Origin of the sequence: Nocardia sp. NPDC050799 (assembly GCF_040654015.1) — a bacterium.
In the GTDB taxonomy this organism is placed as follows: Bacteria; Actinomycetota; Actinomycetes; order Mycobacteriales; family Mycobacteriaceae; genus Nocardia.
Map to the genome: position 1 here is coordinate 92152 of NZ_JBFAHF010000006.1, position 15470 is coordinate 107621.

Consider the following 15470-nt stretch of genomic DNA (forward strand, 5'->3'; position numbering starts at 1 on the left):
CGGTAGTCTTTTTCCTTTCAGCTGCAAACGGTTTCGACGGCGTCGCTCAGAATGTGCAGGCCCTGGTCCAGTTCGTCGTCGGCGATCGTCAGCGGCGGGAGCAGTTTGACGACTTCGTCGGACGCACCCGAGGTCTCGGCCAGCAGGCCACGCTCGAACGCGACCTGGCAGACCTTCCCGGCCTGCGAGGCGTCGTCGAAGACCAGCCCGTGCACCAGGCCACGGCCCCGAGTGGACACCCCCGGAACGGCCCCGGCGATCTCCTCGAGCGCCGTGGCCACCCGCTTGCCCTTGACGAGGGTGGACTTCTCCAGTACATCATCGGACCAGAAGTGCTCCAGCGCCACCTGCGCGGTGGTGAAAGACGGATTGTTACCGCGGAAGGTGCCGTTGTGCTCACCGGGTGACCACACGTCGTGCTCCGGCTTGAACAGCACCAACGCCATCGGCAGGCCGTAACCGCCGACAGACTTGGACAGCGTCACGATATCGGGGGTGATACCGGCCGATTCGAAGGAGAAGAACGGGCCGGTCCGGCCGCAACCCATCTGGACGTCGTCGACGATGAGCAGGATGCCACGGGCGGAGCACAACGAGGCCAGATGCCGCAGCCATTCGTCGCGTGCCAGGTTCACCCCGCCCTCGCCCTGCACGGTCTCCACGATGACGGCGGCCGGACGGTCCATACCGGAGGACGAATCGTCGAGCACCCGTTCCATCCATAGGAAATCGGCGGTGGCGCCGTCGAAGTAACCGTCGTAGGGCATCGGGGTGGCGTGGTTGAGCGGGACGCCGGCGCCTGCCCGCTTCATAGCGTTACCGGTCACCGACAGTGCGCCCAGCGTCATCCCGTGGAAGGCGTTGGTGAAGCTCATGATGGTCTGCCGGCCGGTCACCTTACGGGCGAGTTTGAGGGCGGCCTCGACCGCGTTCGCACCGGTCGGTCCGGGAAACTGCACCTTGTAGTCCAAGCCGCGGGGTACCAGCAGGGTATCGCGGACGGTCTCCAGTAGTTTGCGCTTGGCAACTGTCGACATATCCAGGCCGTGCGTAATTCCGTCACCGGCGATGTAGTCGATCAGCGCCGATTTCAGCACCGGGTGATTGTGCCCGTAGTTGAGCGCGCCCGCCCCCGCGAAGAAGTCGAGAAAATCTCTACCGGACTCATCGCGCAGCCATGCGCCCTGCGCGGTCTCGAAGACCGTCGGCCAGGAACGGCAGTAACCTCGGACATTCGATTCGATTTCGTCGAAGATCGTCGTTTCGGCGGCAATCATGAGTGTTCCCTTTCGGTTTTACGGGCGATCGGGGAAATGTGGTACAGATCCTCGGCGGCATGGCTGTCCGGAAATACATTCGGTTCGAACAGCTCGCTGCGCACCATTTCGGCGCCACGGCGGCGGGCCAGCGACGCGAACATGGCGATCGAGGCGGGATTGTCGGGGGAAACGGTGGTCTCCAGCGCCTCGACGGCGCCGCCGGTCGGATGACCGGGCGCGGTGACGGTGGATACCAGCCAGTCCAGCATGGCGACCCCCAGGCCACGGCCACGCTGGTCGGCGTCCACGGCGACCTGCCAGACGAACAGGGTGCCGGGCGCCTCGGGTCTCAAATAGCCGGTCACGAATCCGACGACTCGGCTTTCACTCTCGACGACTACCGAACTGGCGGCGAAATCGCGGCACCACAGCAGGTAGGCGTAGCTCGAATTGACATCCAATACTTGCGACTCGTCGGCGATCTGCCACAGCCGCGCGGCGTCGGTGATCCGCGGTGCCCGCAGGACCACGCCGGTACTGGCGGGCTCCGCATCGGTCGCGGCGGACGAAGTGGCCGAGCCGTTGCCGGCAGTGCCGGCGGTCTGCGTGGACTCAGTGTGTAAAGACATACAACTCCGATGTCTGCGTGCAGTACTTTCCCAGGCTCACGAATTGACTCCGAGGCGACTGGTCGAGCTCTTTACAGTCGTGTTACGGGCGTGTTAACTGGCCCCTTTCGTTGAATAACCGGAATTCGGAGAACGAAACGCCCGATTCGGCGGGGCGCTCCTCACATTCCACCCCGCCGCGGCATGCGGCCGCTGTCCATGCGACCGGAGACGGTCCGCGGCCGTGCCGGACCGGGCGCAACGGCGGCCCGCGGTTACCGCTCCACGCGATACCGGCGGATCGGCGCACCACGGGCCCGAGTCGGCGGCCGCCGCGGCCACCTGCCGCACCCGCCGCGACCCGTCCCCGCTACGCCACTCCAGTAGATCCACAGCAGCGGCCGGCGCCGTCAGGGGGGTGCGGAGTTCGTGACGCTCGTCACCGGAGGGCCGCGGTTTCCGGCGGAGGCGCGCACGGACAGCCGTCGCCGCTCCGGCGGACTCCACGACAGCGGTGTCCCTCCATTTGCGCAGCTTTCGGCCACCCGCATCGGGTCCGATGCGGATCGCGCTCGTCGCGCTGTCCATGATCTAGCGCTGGACGTCCAGCCGGTGACCGAGACCGGGGACGGAGGCCACGGTTCGCGGGTCGGAGAGATCCCGCACGGCTCTGCCGCCGGGCCGACGATCGGCGATCGTCGCGTCATGGACGCCGATCGCACACAGGTGGGTAAGCGCGGCCACGGCTTCTTCGGCCACCGCGACGTCGTAGCCCTCGTTCTCGACGGCCGGGCGCACAGTACCCCGGACCCGCTCGCCGTCTTCCACGATCATCAGGTTCGCGCTCAATATTCAATCCCTTGCAGACGCACGTGGCGTGCCGCGGCGCGGGCTCGCATCCCCGTACCGACGCGACAGCCCGCTACTCAGCTTACTCGAGCAACCTTTCGGTTATACGAGTAGCCAGAATGCCCGCCGGGTAAACCCGCATAGTGAAATGCCTCACGTTCAGATGTCGCCGACGCGTTCCAAACGGAAGAAATTGCTGGGCGTGCCGTCCGGACGCATCTCCTGGTACCGGAAGTTCAGTTTCCGGGCATCGAAGGTTGCGAACCAGTCCGCCCAGCTGACCGGCTGCAGTACCGCACCGCCGTAGTGCGGGAAATCCAACCGCAGGACGCCCACCTCGCCGTCGTACTGACTGCCGGGTGTCGTTGCCGGGTTCGCACCGCGCCGCTGGGCCCACTGGCGAATGACCTCATGATTCGTGGTGACCATGGTCGTTCCGGGAGCGGCGGACAGGCCACCCTTCATGACGAACCTCCTTGCGGTAGGTGCGTACGTACTCTCCCGGCGCGACCTCGGTAGCCGCACCGGCTTTCCCGTCTTGTACCCGACTTCGCACTCTTGCAAACACAGCGGACACCGAGGTGTCCGCTGTGCCCGCCGCTCCGTCCCCCACCCGGAGTCGCCGCCGCTGCGACCGGTTCACCACGTTGCCCGAGATTTGCCGGAGCCGCTTATCGAATCATCCGGCGGCAGGAATCGGGGTCAGCGCGACTGTGATGTTATCGCTGCCACCACAGACGACGGCGTAATCCACGAGCGCCCGCGCGCCCTCGGCGATCGGCACGCCGAGCACCCGCCGCGCCAGATCGGCCGCGCCGGGCAGATAGTTCCACAGCCCGTCGGTGCACAGCAGCAGCGATCCGGGTGTATCCACGTAGTAGGTACGGATACTGTCCGCGGACCACGGCTGCTGACCGGCGTCGGCCCCCAGCCAGCGCATCAGGGTGTGCGCCCGGGGATCGGCCATGGCGGCTTTCTCGTCCATGGCGCCGGCTTCCACCAGCGTCTGTGCCCACGAATCGTCCAGGGTGAGCTTCTGCGCCCCGGCCAGCAGCTCCGGATGGCCCGATCGGGCCGGTTGTGGGGCCGCGGGCTCGCCCGCCGCCAGCCAGTAGGCACGGCTGTCGCCGATATTCGAGACGGTGATCGAGATACGCCCGCCGGTCTCGGTGCGCACGATCGCCGAGACGTAGGTGCACGACGGCGCGTCGCCATCGGGGCCGACCAGATTGCGCACCGCCTCCGAGGCCGCCGCCATCCCCGCGGCGGTGGCCTCCTCGGCCGTACGATCACCGGCCAGCGCCGCCACACACGCATCGACCCCGGTGCGCACGGCAGTGCCCGACGCGGCCTGCGGATCCGGCGAGGAGGAGACTCCGTCGCAGACCACCAGCACGATGGTCCCCGGCTCCCCGTTCTCGTCCGGTACCACCGCGGCGGCCACGGCATCTTCGTTGCGCGCGTGCAGGATTCCGCGATCGGTGACCAGACCGGCGACACCCAGATCGGCCTCGAACCGGTCCTGGACGCGGTGTGGATGCTCACAGGTGGGACAGCGTGGGCCCCGGCTCTGCGTCCCGCAGTTCACGCACACCACTTCGGCGAGCTCGTCGTCCGGCAAAGCGATCCGGTGGACACCCGAGCCCAGCGACTGCCGCGGCACGGTCGCTTCCGCGGCGGCGGCACGGCGACGGGTATCGAAGGTTTCCCGCACTCGCGGTACCGGCTCGGTCACCGCGTCGAGAATATCCGCCGGGTCGGCGCCGCCGGCGTTCGCGTCAGGGTTCATCCGGCCGCCACATTCATGAGTAGTTTCCGGTGCTCGCCGATCCGGACGAACCGGATGTCTCGGGTCCGCACACCGACCCCCTTCGTTCGACCCGTTCCGTACTGACGATCGACGATAGTACGCGGTACGCCGATGAGTGAGTTCACCCGCGCTCCCGCACCGCTCGCACCGCTTTGCGCGCCGCCACCAGCACCGGATCCCATACCGGCGAGAAGGGTGGCGCATAACCGAGATCCAGTGTGGTCATCTGCGCCACCGTCATTCCCGCGGTCAGCGCCACGGCCGCGATATCGACCCGTTTGCCCGCGCCTTCCCGGCCCACGATCTGCACCCCCAGCAGCCGGCCGCTGAGTCTTTCCGCCAGCATCTTCACCGTCATCACGGGCGCGTCCGGTAGATATCCCGCGCGACTGGTGGATTCGATGGTCGCGGTGACGTACTGCAGCCCCACCGCCCGGGCATCTTTCTCCCGCAGGCCCGTTCGCGCCACCTCGAGGTCGCAGACCTTGCTGACGGCGGTGCCGACGACACCGGGGAAGGTCGCGTACCCACCACCGATATTGGCGCCGATGATCTGACCGTGCTTGTTCGCGTGCGTACCCAGCGCGATATGCCTGCGCATACCCGAGACCAGGTCCAGCACCTCGACACAATCTCCGCCGGCCCAGATGTTGTCGTACCCCGTTACGCGCATGGCCGAATCGGTGAGCAGTCCGCCGTGGTTCCCGATCGGTAACCCGGCGGCGGCGGCCAGCGTCGTTTCGGGCACCACCCCGATCCCGAGAACCACCACATCCGCCGGGTGTTCGCGCCCGGCGGCGAACACCGCCCGGGCGCGGCCGTCGTCCCCGGTACGAATCTCGGTGACCTCGCTGTCCCCGACCACATTCACGTCCAGACCCTGCAGGGCCTCGCGTACCAGCACACCCATATCCGGGTCCAGGGTGGACATCGGCTGGGCGGCGCTGTGCACGATGGTGACCTCGTAACCGCGCCGGATCAGTGCCTCGGCCATCTCGACCCCGATATATCCGGCCCCGACCACCACCGCCCGCCGGCCGGTACCGGCGGCCAATGCCGCGATGAGCGCCTCGCCGTCGTCCAGCGTCTGCACGCCGTGAACACCGGGCGCGTCGATGCCGGGCAGTGCCGGCCGGATCGGACGCGCCCCGGTGGCCAGGACGAGGTGGTCGTACCCGGCCCAGGTTTCGTTACCGGTGGCCAGTTCCCTGCTGCGCAACCGGCCCCCGGCCACATCGAGTTCGACGACTTCGTGGCGCAGGCGCACGTCGATACCGCGCGCCCGGTGCTCCTCCGGGGTCCGGGCGATGAGATGGTCGCGCTCCCGCACATGCCCGCCCACCCAGTACGGGATGCCGCAGGCGGAATACGAGGTGAAGTGCCCGCGTTCGAACACCACGATCTCGAGGTCCGATACGTCCCGGTGACGCCGGGCCTGGGCAGCCACCGACATTCCGGTCGCGTCCCCGCCGACCACCACCAACCGCTCTGTCATGTGATCAAACTACCCAGCCGGCGCCCGATACCACCCGGACCGCTGCCCACCGGCTCGCCTCCCATCCGGTTCGTGGCGGCCCGGCGTCTCCCTCCCCAGGCCGGACCGCTCCGGTGCCCGGCCCGGGTGGCCGCCTCAGGCGGATCGGGTGCCGATGAGCGGCAGGCGGCTCGCGGCACCGCGCGCCCGGCCCCCGGAACTGGTGGTCTCGGCCCCGGCGCGGTCGGTGAAGGTCAGCATGCCGTCCTCGATCGGGCTCTTGCGCAGGTAGGAGCGATCGCGGAAATAGCTGTTGACCACCTTCCACGGGCCACCGGTCCCCTGCCGCGGCATCACCGCGTCCCCGCGCTGGATATACCCGGAACTCAGCGCCCCGCCCATCACCGAGACCTCGGAGCGGTCGGAATCGTGTGCCCGGACCACGAACCGGGTGTATCCCTTGTCGCGCATCCGGTTCAGCACCCGGCAGAAGTACTCGGCGGCCAGATCGGCCTTCAGGGTCCAGGAGGCATTCGTGTACCCGAGCACCATCAGGGCATTCGGCACGCCGTCGAGCAGGGAACCCTTGTACATGACCCGGTCCCGGGTGACCACCGGTTCACCGTCCACCTCGAGCGCGACGCCGCCCAGGATCTGAATGGTCAGCCCGGTGGCGGTGACGACGATATCGGCGTCGATCTCCTCGCCCGAGGAGACCCGGATACCGGTTTCGGTGAAGGTCTCGATGGTGTCGGTGACCACCGAGGCGTCGCCGCGGCGCAGGGCCTTGAACAGGTCGCCGTCGGGTACGACGCACAGGCGCTGATCCCACGGCGCGTACTCCGGGGTGAAATGACGCATGTCCACCCCGGGGCCGACCGCCAGCCGGACCCACTTCAGGAACATCTGCCGGGCCAGCTTGGGCTGCCGCCGCGACAGCTGGTAGCTGGCCTGCTGCACCGCGATATTACGGGCGCGCCCGATCTGATAGGTGAGCCCGGCGGACCCGACCTTCGTCATCCCCAGCGCCACCGGGTCCTCACCCGGGATGGAGGCGATATAGGTGGGCGAGCGCTGCAGCATGGTCACATGGGCGGCCTCGCCCACCATGGACGGCACCAGCGTGATGGCGGTGGCGCCGCTGCCGATCACGACCACCTTCTTGTCCCGGTAGTCCAGGTCTTCGGGCCAGTGCTGCGGATGCACGATCCGCCCGGTGAACGCGTCCTCGCCGGGGAACGACGGCCGGTGGCCGTTGTCGTAGTCGTAGTAACCGGTGGCCCCGACCAGGAAGGTGCTGGTCCAGGACTCCTCGGCGCCGGTTGCCTCCTCGAGTACCCGCACCGTCCACCGGTTGTCCGGGCCGGACCAGCTCGCCGAAACCACCTTGCGGCCGAAACGGATCTTCGGCGTCACACCGTATTCGTCGGCGGTCTCGGCGATATAGCGACGGATACCGGCGCCATCTGCGAGCATGCGGGTACCGCGCCACGGCCGGAAGCCGTAGCCGAACGAGTACATATCGGAGTCGGAGCGGATTCCCGGATAGCGGAAGAGGTCCCAGGTGCCGCCGACAGCGGTGCGGCGCTCCAGGATCGCGTAGCTGCGCCCGGTGTTCTCCTTCTCCAGGTGACAGGCCACATCGATACCGGACAGACCGGCTCCGATGATCAGTACGTCGACATGCCGCGTCATTGCGTTCCTCGTCTGCTCGTGCCCGGGGTCGTCGCCAATCATGACAGACACACCTTTTATCTGTAACCGAGAGTACTTGATAAACTCCCGGTTGCACGCCGGGTGGCGCACGCCGCTCCGGTAAGCTCTCGACGCCCGACGGATCTTCGAGGAACGGAGCCTGGATCTCCGCACCACCCCCCCGGGCCGACTATGATCTAGAACATATTTCTTCCACACCGGCATAACACGCCCCGAGGCGGGTACCACGCGCCCGCACCGATCGCCGAGCGCTGCACGCGAACGCCTCGAGCGGTCGAATCACAGTGCCGTCCAAATGGTCCCGGGTTTCGGCAGAACCCTCAGCAGCAGACCACTGTCACAGTAGCCGTGACACCACCCAACGAGGCGAGCCCGATCGGCACCACGACCCGCCACCCCGCCATCGGATTCCCGCCGCCGACCGGTCCGATGCACTCTCCCGCGGCAGGCGGCCGTCGCGCCATCGGCGCCCCAGCACGCCCAGGGTGATCAGCAGTGTCGCTATCAGCATCGCGGACCCCTCACACCCCGGCCGCCGGCACCGGGCGAGTACAAGACCCGGATCCGGCCCGCCGGGGCGCCGGCACCACCCCCGCAGCAGACCCTCCGCCGTATCACGCACCGTGTCGTCCACCGGGCACATCGTCCACGGTATGACCGCGGCAGCCCTGGTCGATTCGGTGGTCGACGGCATTCCCGGATATATCGGCACCGGATCACCGCCCGTCCTCCCGCCGGTGTGAGCCGGCCGTCGTGGTGGGTATGCCCGGCATAGAGTGAACTGGACTCGGGTCCGCACCGCGCGACCCGAGCCGACCAGGAGGATTGTTGTCGATGAAAGCCACGAAAGCCCGCGCGGGTTTGTTGATCGCGGCCGCCGTGCTCACACTGACCGGCTGTACCGAAATCGAACGGGCCATGAACAAGGGCGGCGACACCCCGTGCCGCGAGTACGTGGAGCAGGACCAGAAGACCCAGCGCGTCACCATCACCAAGTTCCTGGAGGAACAGCAGGGCGCGGAACCGAGCGGTACGAACGTGGACCTGTCCATCGCGGCGGTCAACGCGCTGTGCAGCGTGCAGGCCAACGCCGACACTCCGATCGAGCGAGCCGACGTCGCGGGTATCTTCATCCGCAAATGAGCCGGCGCGCACCGGTTTCCGAGGCGCCGTAGCGCCCGTCCGGGCGCCCCGGCCGCACACTCGTTCCGAGCCCACGAGCACACAGCGTTATACCACAAGCGTTTTCGGCCGATCACGGACACCCGCTCGCTCCGGCGACCGCAATACGCAAGAATGTGTTCGCAAAAGTGCCGGCCGCTACGAGCCGGTATCTCGGACGGCGGGTGTATCGAATCCCCGGACCGTCCGATACGGGGCCGGCGACGATGCACAAGGGAGCGAAATGTTTCATCGGATCGATTCGGCAACGCCACCGCGGTGCCACGGCACAGCACGGAGCTGCTGATGGCGTATCGCAGCGACCGGGTCGCGGTAACGGATCGGGCCCGCAACGCGTTACGTGAGTTGATCGAACAGCACGGACCCATCCTGCTGTACCTCCCGCACCGCGATTCCGCCGACCCGCGACCGGACTGGCTACCGATCCGCGATTTCCGCGCCGCCGAGGGAGATACTCTGTTCGGCCGCCTCGCCTGGCATACCGAACTGTGGATGAGCTCGGAGGCATACACCCGTTTCGAGCGCGAACATCTCACCGTGGATGTGCCCGCCGACGCCGGTCCGGCACCCGGTGGTGATTCGAACGGCGGATCGCCGCCCGAAGAGACCGCGATCTTCCTGCTCCGCGCCCGCCGGCTCAGTGCCGCGGAAGCCGCCGCGCTCGACAGCCGCAAGCGCGGCGGCCACGGCACCGCGACCTGACCCGGCCGGTCTCGGCTTGCGGTTCGGCGTATTCGAGCAGCCCTCGGGCCCGTGCCGGCGGCCCACCCCGGAAATCCCGGTCCCGCCCATCGGCGCCGCGGTCGTATCCCAGGCCGGCGCGTACCTCGGCGCCCTCGGCGGCATCCCCGGCCGGGCCGATCGGCACCGAACCCAGCGGTTCGCCGGGGAAGATCTCGTCGATCTTACGAGGTGGGCGAGCAGCGGCAGCGTCGATCGCGACCAGAGTGCGCAACCGGTCGAAGACTTCGATTTCCGGTACGGGCATCACGCCTCCTACCTGTCGGTATTCACGAGGTGAGGACAGATCTCCCCACGGTGCACCGGCCGACGGCGGCGCCGCCACGCCGCATATACCGGATTCGGTGTCAAAGTGAGTCCTGTTCAATGGGATTCGATGTGCAGGAAACCGGTCGAACGGTTACCTTGTGGCGATGTTCAGAGCGAGGCTTGGTGTCCGCGCCCGGATCCTGGCCATCGCGCTCATCCCGAGTCTGACCCTGTTGGTGGCCGGTGTGGGTGCGACGGGCTATCTGATCGACCAGGGACAACACAACCGGCAGGTGACCGAGGCGTTACGCGAGGTCTCGGGTCCCACTCGCGATGTGTACGAGGTGGTCCAGAACGAGCGCCGCCTCACGCTCGCCCATCTCGCCGGTGACCCCACCGCGGCCGCCGCCCTCACCGCGGTCCGGCCCAACACCGAACAAGCCCTCCGCGACCTGGTCGCCGGAGCACAGCGGATCCGGGAACTGCAGCCGGCGGAGATCACCGACGATGTCGGCTCGTTCACCACGCTCACCCAGCAGCTCGGCAATATCCGTACCGCGGTCGACACCCGCGCGGTGCCGACCGGTGACGCCTATACCTTCTACGTCCGGGTCCTCGATGCCTTCAGCACCGGCGCCCAGCTGTCGCACACGTTCGAGCAGAACCCGGAGGCGGTCAGCCAGCTGGGCCTGGTGTCGCGCATCATGCACGCGCTGGAAGCGGCTTCGCGCAGTCACGCCCTCGCCGGCGCGGCGCTGCGCACCGGCAACCCGGTCGCGCTACCCGACGAATTCATCCAGCAGACCGGCTTCTATCACGCCGAAACCGCCCTGCTGGCCACTCAGCTGGATCCGGAGATCGGCGAGCGGGTGCGCACCCTGGTCGACAGCCCGGAGTGGCGGCTGCTGGCCCGCACCGAGAACACGCTCATCGCCCGCAGCGTCGGAGGGGCCGACGCCGGAAACACCGCGGCCGCGCTCTCGCCGGGGCAGCTGACGGCCTGGCAGGCGGCAGCCGACCACGTCAACCAGGAGATGCTGAACCTCTGGGACGACCAGAACCAGCTCATGCAGGAGTTGTCGCTGGACGCCGCGGCCCGCACCACCAATCAGTCACTGCTGATCGGCCTGGCGGTCCTGGTGGTCTCCGCGGCCGCGTTCGGGGTATCGCTGGTCCTGGCCAACCGGTTCATCCGCCGCCTGGTGCGGTTGCGCGACCATACGCTGGCCCTCGCCGACGAACGCCTGCCCGATATGCTCGAACGCCTGCGCGCCGGGGAGGACATCGACGAGACCGCGGCAGCCGCGAAGCTCGACTTCGGCCGGGACGAACTCGGGGCGGTCGCCACCGCCTTCGAACACGCGCACGCCGTGGCGGTCAATGCCGCGATCACCGAGGCACGCACCCAGGAGGGTGTGAAGGCGATCTTCCTCAACATCGCCCACCGCAGCCAGATCGTGGTCCACAAACAACTGGAGATTCTCGACGACGCCGAACGGCGCGAAGAAGACCCGGCCATGCTGGACATCCTGTTCAAACTCGACCATCTGGCCACCCGCGAACGCCGCAACGCCGAAAACCTCACCATCCTCGGCGGCGGGAAACCGGGCCGCCAGTGGCGGGCCCCTGTACCGCTGGTCGACCTGGTACGCAGCGCGGTGGGGGAAACCCAGGACTACACCCGGGTGCGGCTGGCCCGCCTGCCCGAACTCCGTATCGCCGGCAACGCCGTCGGCGACCTCATCCATCTGCTCGCCGAACTCGTCGACAACGCCACCTCGTTCTCCCCGCCGCAGTCGCGGGTCCAGGTCACCGGTTCGGTGATCGGCAAGGGCGTGGCCGTGGAGATCACCGATCAGGGCATGGGTATCTCCGAGGAGGATCGCGAGCGCCTCAACGAACTCCTGGAGAATCCGCCGAACTTCGAGGTCGCGTCCCTGCAGAAGGATTCGCGGCTGGGTATCTTCGTCGTCGCGCAGCTGGCGGCCCGCCACGGCGTCGCGGTGCGGCTGTGGGAATCGGAATACGGCGGTGTCCGCGCGGTGGTCATCGTGCCCGGCGCTCTGCTGACCGATCCCGCCGAGGAGACCACACCGCTGACCGGGCTGTCCCGGACCCCGGGGCCGGAGGGCGGCACGGAGAACCATACCGACCCCCTCCCCGAGAGCTCCGCCGTCGCGACGCTGCTCGCCGACCGGCCCCACGAGACCGAGTCCACCGGCGATCGGGCCGAGCAGGCCGGCACCGCGGCGACCGATACCTCCGACACCGTTCCGGTCGCCCGGCCGGAGGCCACGGAGACGACCGCCGAACCGACCCTGCTGCCCGACGGTCGTCCGGCTTTACCCCGCCGTAGCAGGCAGGCTAAAGTCGCACCGCGACCGGAAGTTTCGGACGCCGCCCAGACCGCCGCAACGGCGCGGCCACGCTCGGCCGAACAGGCCAGGGATCTGATGTCGGCGATCGAGAACGGCACCCGGCAGGGCCGCAAGCCATTGCCCGCCGCAGAAGCCGGCGCCGGGAACCCGGCGGCGGATGGCGCATCCCCGGATGAACAGGAAGGCTAAGTGTCCACTTCCACACAAGGTGACCTGAACTGGCTGCTCGACGACCTGGTCGAGCGACTCGCGGGGGTCCGCCTCGCGGTCGTACTGTCCACCGACGGAATGCTGCTGGGCCACTCCTCGAAAATGGATCGCACCGAGGCCGAACATTTCGCCGCGATGTCGTCCACCCTGCACGGCTTGGCCCGTAGCGCCGGCGCGCGGTTCGAAGGCGGTGCCGTACGGCAGGCGGTGATCGAACTCGATCGCGCCGTACTGTTCGTCACCTCGGCCGGTGACAACGCGTGCATCGCCGTACAGGCCGCCGCAGACGCCAATCTCGGCATGGTGGCCTACGAGATGAACCTCACCGTTCAGCGGGTCGGCAGCCATCTGTCGACCGGTTCCCGCGGCGGGGCCGGGGCCGACCCCCAGTAACCGCGGAAACAGCAACGGTGCCATGACAGGTATGCGGGTATGACCGGGCCACGGGAACCCTGGTTCGACGACGACGCCGGACCTCTGGTGCGGCCGTACGCCATCACCAAGGGTCGCACTGTGGGCGCGGGCCACGATCTGGATATGCTCACTGTCGTGGTCAAAGCTCGTGGTGCCCCGCCGTTGCGCCGGATCGAACCCGAGTACACCGATATCGTGCACCTGTGCACGGAAGCACAAACCGTGGCGGAGGTGGCAGCCGCCTTGAAACTGCCGCTGGCGGTGACCAAGATTCTCGTCGGGGATCTGATCGGTGACGGCCATCTGATCTTCCGGGCTCCCGTGCAGATGGAGTCCGGTCCCGGCGACTTCAACATATTGCGAGCGGTACTGGATGGAATCCGAAAAATTTGACCCTGCCCGGATGGACCCCGGGGCTCCGGCTCTTGCTGCGTCGGTGAAGGTCCTCATCGCCGGCGGTTTCGGCGTCGGCAAGACCACGATGGTGGCCTCGATCAGCGAGATCCCGCCGCTACGCACCGAGGAGATGATCACCGAACTCAGTACCGGCATCGATGATCTGTCCGGTGTCGAGTCCAAGACCACCACGACGGTGGCACTGGACTTCGGCCGGATCACCATCGACAAGGACCTGGTGCTGTACCTGTTCGGCACCCCCGGCCAGGATCGCTTCTGGTTCCTGTGGGACGAACTCGCCCGAGGCGCGCTCGGCGCGGTGGTCCTGGCCGATACCCGCCGGTTGGGAAATTCCTTCGCCGCCATCGACTATTTCGAGCGGCGCGGCCTGCCCTTCCTGATCGCGGTGAACTGTTTCGACGGTGCGCCGCGGTACACGATCGACGAGGTCCGCGACGCGCTCGATCTCGACCCGTCCATCCCGGTCATGCTGTGCGACGCGCGCGACCGGGTCTCGGCGAAGAATGTGCTGCTCAGCCTGATCGAGCATCTCATCGAACGGGCCACCCGCCCGAATCTCACCACCAAGTAGGCCGGCACGGGCGGGACCGCACCGGTTCCGCCCGCCGGGGTCAGCGTGCCAGGTGGCCCGCCGCGTGGAGCTCGTCGAACAGCAACTGGTCCACCGGCGGCACCCGGGGCCGATCGCCGAAGCCGAACCACGCGAGTTCGGCGATCTCACTGCTCGCGGCCAGCGTTCCGCGATAGTCCGCGCGGTAGCAGCTCATCCGGACCCGCGCGCCGCCGTCGACCGCTTCGTAGACCCCCACCGCCTCGACCGTCTCCGGTATCAGCGCGACGGTCAGTTCCTCGGTGATCTCGCGCAGCAGCGTCTGCTCATCGGATTCGCCGGGTTCCCGTTTCCCGCCCGGGATGTAGAAGACGTCTTTCCCGCGCGGACGCGCACACAGGATCCGCCCGTCCACGATGAAGACCCAGGCGACCGTATCGATGAGTTCCCCGACCAGCTCGTCCGTCATCGGAGCATCTTATCTGGGCCAAGCTGCCACGAAACCCGTGGTCGCGGACGTACCATGCGAACGTGGCCAATGCGAATCCTCCCGCCGCGCTGCGGGTCCTGGTCTACAGCAACGACGCCGACACCCGGGGTCAGGTGATGCTGGCGCTCGGCCGCCGGCCGCATCCGGACCTACCGCCGCTGGAGTACCTCGAGGTGGCCACGGCCCCGGTGGTGTTGGAGCGGATGGATGCCGGCGCGGCCGATCTGGCCGTACTGGACGGCGAATCCGCGCCGGTGGGCGGAATGGGCCTGGCCAAACAGCTCAAGGACGAGATCCGCGGGTGCCCGCCGCTGATCGTGCTCACCGGGCGCGCCGACGATGCCTGGCTGGCGAACTGGTCGCGGGCCGAGGCTGTCGCCACCCATCCGATCGACCCGCTACGACTCACCGAGATCGTGGTCGATCTGCTGCGTCGGCGCCCGGCAGCCTGAGCGATGATTAGGTTCATTCGCTCATAAATCTCAGTCGCGAAATCGATCAAAGCCCTCCACGAATCCGCGTTCGTCCTGCCACGACAGTTGTAGGCTGTGCTGTAGCTCACATGAGCGCGGGAGATGAAATATAACCCGCGTCGACTGATCCTCCCCCAGCCCTGTGTCGAATCCGGGGACGATCCGGCGGCGCGGGGCATACCCATCACCGCCCGACCCCGTTCGCGGAACCCGGTGGCACAACCGCGGGGTTCCAGTTCGCAAGGAGGGGAAGCGCAGTCGTGAACACCGAACTGCCGATACTGGTCCTCGGCGCGGTCGCCGCCGCGTTCGCGGTGATCTCGATCCTGATCGCCGGCCTCATCGGTCCCAAACGCTACAACCGCGCCAAACTACAGGCCTACGAATGCGGTATCGAACCCACCCCGCACGCGACGGCCGGGGGCGCGGGAAACATTACCGGACAACGGTTTCCGGTGAAGTACTACCTCACCGCGATGCTGTTCATCATCTTCGATATCGAGATCGTGTTCCTCTACCCGTGGGCGGTCCATATCGATGCGCTCGGGGTGTTCGGACTGGCCGCGATGGCACTGTTCATCGTCAATGTCTCGGTCGCCTACGCCTACGAATGGCGGCGCGGCGGCCTCAGCTGGGACTGAGCCGCGAAC

Annotated in this window: 17 protein-coding genes; 8 read left to right on the top strand and 9 right to left on the bottom strand. The window is 67.6% G+C overall.

The genetic code is table 11. The features are described 5' to 3' along the window. Window positions 1–17: 17 nt before the first annotated feature. From ectB to AB0H42_RS08730, 7 genes are all read right to left on the bottom strand, one after another. The gene (ectB, locus tag AB0H42_RS08700) at window positions 18–1277 is read right to left on the bottom strand and encodes a diaminobutyrate--2-oxoglutarate transaminase (protein WP_357051928.1); all 1260 of its coding nucleotides are present in this window, start codon (window positions 1275–1277) and stop codon (window positions 18–20) included. Then, window positions 1274–1888: a diaminobutyrate acetyltransferase gene (ectA, locus tag AB0H42_RS08705; protein WP_357051931.1), complete on the bottom strand. Its 615-nt coding sequence runs from the start codon at window positions 1886–1888 to the stop codon at window positions 1274–1276. The genes ectB and ectA overlap by 4 nt, the downstream gene beginning before the upstream one ends. Before the next feature lie 570 nt (window positions 1889–2458). After that, window positions 2459–2716, bottom strand: coding sequence for a hypothetical protein (locus AB0H42_RS08710; RefSeq protein ID WP_357051934.1), 258 nt, complete (start codon window positions 2714–2716; stop codon window positions 2459–2461). 159 nt (window positions 2717–2875) lie between these two features. Continuing rightward, window positions 2876–3181 carry a hypothetical protein gene (locus tag AB0H42_RS08715; protein WP_084533823.1) on the bottom strand — a complete coding sequence of 102 codons (306 nt, stop codon included), beginning with the start codon at window positions 3179–3181 and terminating at the stop codon, window positions 2876–2878. A 214-nt stretch (window positions 3182–3395) separates the two neighbouring features. Further along, window positions 3396–4505, bottom strand: a complete 1110-nt coding sequence (locus tag AB0H42_RS08720) for a protein phosphatase 2C domain-containing protein (RefSeq protein ID WP_357051937.1) — start codon at window positions 4503–4505, stop codon at window positions 3396–3398. Window positions 4506–4647: 142 nt separating this feature from the next. Next, window positions 4648–6021, bottom strand: a complete 1374-nt coding sequence (locus tag AB0H42_RS08725) for an FAD-dependent oxidoreductase (protein WP_357051940.1) — start codon at window positions 6019–6021, stop codon at window positions 4648–4650. A 135-nt stretch (window positions 6022–6156) separates the two neighbouring features. Beyond that, a complete protein-coding gene (locus tag AB0H42_RS08730; protein ID WP_357052273.1) occupies window positions 6157–7695 on the bottom strand; it encodes an NAD(P)/FAD-dependent oxidoreductase in 1539 nt (512 codons plus the stop codon). 855 nt (window positions 7696–8550) lie between these two features. Between AB0H42_RS08730 and AB0H42_RS08735 the strand changes: the two genes are divergently transcribed. After that, window positions 8551–8859 (top strand): hypothetical protein, encoded by a 309-nt coding sequence (locus tag AB0H42_RS08735; protein WP_357051943.1) that lies wholly within the window; start codon window positions 8551–8553, stop codon window positions 8857–8859. A gap of 324 nt (window positions 8860–9183) precedes the next feature. Then, window positions 9184–9600 carry a DUF779 domain-containing protein gene (locus tag AB0H42_RS08740; protein ID WP_357051946.1) on the top strand — a complete coding sequence of 139 codons (417 nt, stop codon included), beginning with the start codon at window positions 9184–9186 and terminating at the stop codon, window positions 9598–9600. Here the strand turns inward: AB0H42_RS08740 and AB0H42_RS08745 are convergent. Then, a complete protein-coding gene (locus AB0H42_RS08745; RefSeq protein WP_357051949.1) occupies window positions 9536–9886 on the bottom strand; it encodes a hypothetical protein in 351 nt (116 codons plus the stop codon). The two genes, AB0H42_RS08740 and AB0H42_RS08745, sit on opposite strands and share 65 nt — an antisense overlap. A gap of 166 nt (window positions 9887–10052) precedes the next feature. On the opposite strand from AB0H42_RS08745, the gene AB0H42_RS08750 reads away from it, so the two are divergent. The 4 genes from AB0H42_RS08750 to AB0H42_RS08765 are packed head-to-tail and all read left to right on the top strand — an operon-like array spanning window position 10053 to window position 13878. Next, window positions 10053–12455 (top strand): nitrate- and nitrite sensing domain-containing protein, encoded by a 2403-nt coding sequence (locus tag AB0H42_RS08750; protein WP_357051952.1) that lies wholly within the window; start codon window positions 10053–10055, stop codon window positions 12453–12455. Beyond that, entirely contained in the window at window positions 12456–12869 is a 414-nt protein-coding gene (locus tag AB0H42_RS08755) for a roadblock/LC7 domain-containing protein (protein WP_357051955.1), read from the top strand. A gap of 39 nt (window positions 12870–12908) precedes the next feature. Then, window positions 12909–13283, top strand: a complete 375-nt coding sequence (locus AB0H42_RS08760; protein ID WP_063035057.1) for a DUF742 domain-containing protein — start codon at window positions 12909–12911, stop codon at window positions 13281–13283. A 10-nt stretch (window positions 13284–13293) separates the two neighbouring features. Further along, window positions 13294–13878 carry an ATP/GTP-binding protein gene (locus AB0H42_RS08765; protein WP_036512093.1) on the top strand — a complete coding sequence of 195 codons (585 nt, stop codon included), beginning with the start codon at window positions 13294–13296 and terminating at the stop codon, window positions 13876–13878. Between the two features lie 40 nt (window positions 13879–13918). Here AB0H42_RS08765 and AB0H42_RS08770 read toward each other — a convergent pair whose 3' ends face one another. Then, window positions 13919–14326, bottom strand: coding sequence for an NUDIX domain-containing protein (locus AB0H42_RS08770; RefSeq protein WP_357051959.1), 408 nt, complete (start codon window positions 14324–14326; stop codon window positions 13919–13921). A 137-nt stretch (window positions 14327–14463) separates the two neighbouring features. Here AB0H42_RS08770 and AB0H42_RS08775 point away from each other — a divergent pair, with 137 nt between their 5' ends. Then, window positions 14464–14799 (top strand): hypothetical protein, encoded by a 336-nt coding sequence (locus AB0H42_RS08775; protein WP_357052276.1) that lies wholly within the window; start codon window positions 14464–14466, stop codon window positions 14797–14799. A 281-nt stretch (window positions 14800–15080) separates the two neighbouring features. Beyond that, window positions 15081–15461, top strand: a complete 381-nt coding sequence (locus tag AB0H42_RS08780; protein WP_030519467.1) for an NADH-quinone oxidoreductase subunit A — start codon at window positions 15081–15083, stop codon at window positions 15459–15461. Window positions 15462–15470: the final 9 nt, after the last annotated feature.

Excerpts from the sequence above, each read along its gene's own strand:
- AB0H42_RS08735 (WP_357051943.1), top strand. The coding sequence starts at position 8,551 with ATGAAAGCCACGAAAGCCCGCGCGGGTTTGTTGATCGCGGCCGCCGTG.
- AB0H42_RS08770 (WP_357051959.1), bottom strand. The coding sequence starts at position 14,326 with ATGACGGACGAGCTGGTCGGGGAACTCATCGATACGGTCGCCTGGGTC.
- AB0H42_RS08720 (WP_357051937.1), bottom strand. The coding sequence starts at position 4,505 with ATGAACCCTGACGCGAACGCCGGCGGCGCCGACCCGGCGGATATTCTC.
- AB0H42_RS08725 (WP_357051940.1), bottom strand. The coding sequence starts at position 6,021 with ATGACAGAGCGGTTGGTGGTGGTCGGCGGGGACGCGACCGGAATGTCG.
- AB0H42_RS08730 (WP_357052273.1), bottom strand. The coding sequence starts at position 7,695 with ATGACGCGGCATGTCGACGTACTGATCATCGGAGCCGGTCTGTCCGGT.
- AB0H42_RS08715 (WP_084533823.1), bottom strand. The coding sequence starts at position 3,181 with ATGAAGGGTGGCCTGTCCGCCGCTCCCGGAACGACCATGGTCACCACG.
- AB0H42_RS08750 (WP_357051952.1), top strand. The coding sequence starts at position 10,053 with ATGTTCAGAGCGAGGCTTGGTGTCCGCGCCCGGATCCTGGCCATCGCG.
- AB0H42_RS08745 (WP_357051949.1), bottom strand. The coding sequence starts at position 9,886 with ATGCCCGTACCGGAAATCGAAGTCTTCGACCGGTTGCGCACTCTGGTC.
- ectA (WP_357051931.1), bottom strand. The coding sequence starts at position 1,888 with ATGTCTTTACACACTGAGTCCACGCAGACCGCCGGCACTGCCGGCAAC.
- AB0H42_RS08740 (WP_357051946.1), top strand. The coding sequence starts at position 9,184 with ATGGCGTATCGCAGCGACCGGGTCGCGGTAACGGATCGGGCCCGCAAC.
- AB0H42_RS08765 (WP_036512093.1), top strand. The coding sequence starts at position 13,294 with ATGGACCCCGGGGCTCCGGCTCTTGCTGCGTCGGTGAAGGTCCTCATC.
- ectB (WP_357051928.1), bottom strand. The coding sequence starts at position 1,277 with ATGATTGCCGCCGAAACGACGATCTTCGACGAAATCGAATCGAATGTC.
- AB0H42_RS08775 (WP_357052276.1), top strand. The coding sequence starts at position 14,464 with ATGCTGGCGCTCGGCCGCCGGCCGCATCCGGACCTACCGCCGCTGGAG.
- AB0H42_RS08760 (WP_063035057.1), top strand. The coding sequence starts at position 12,909 with ATGACCGGGCCACGGGAACCCTGGTTCGACGACGACGCCGGACCTCTG.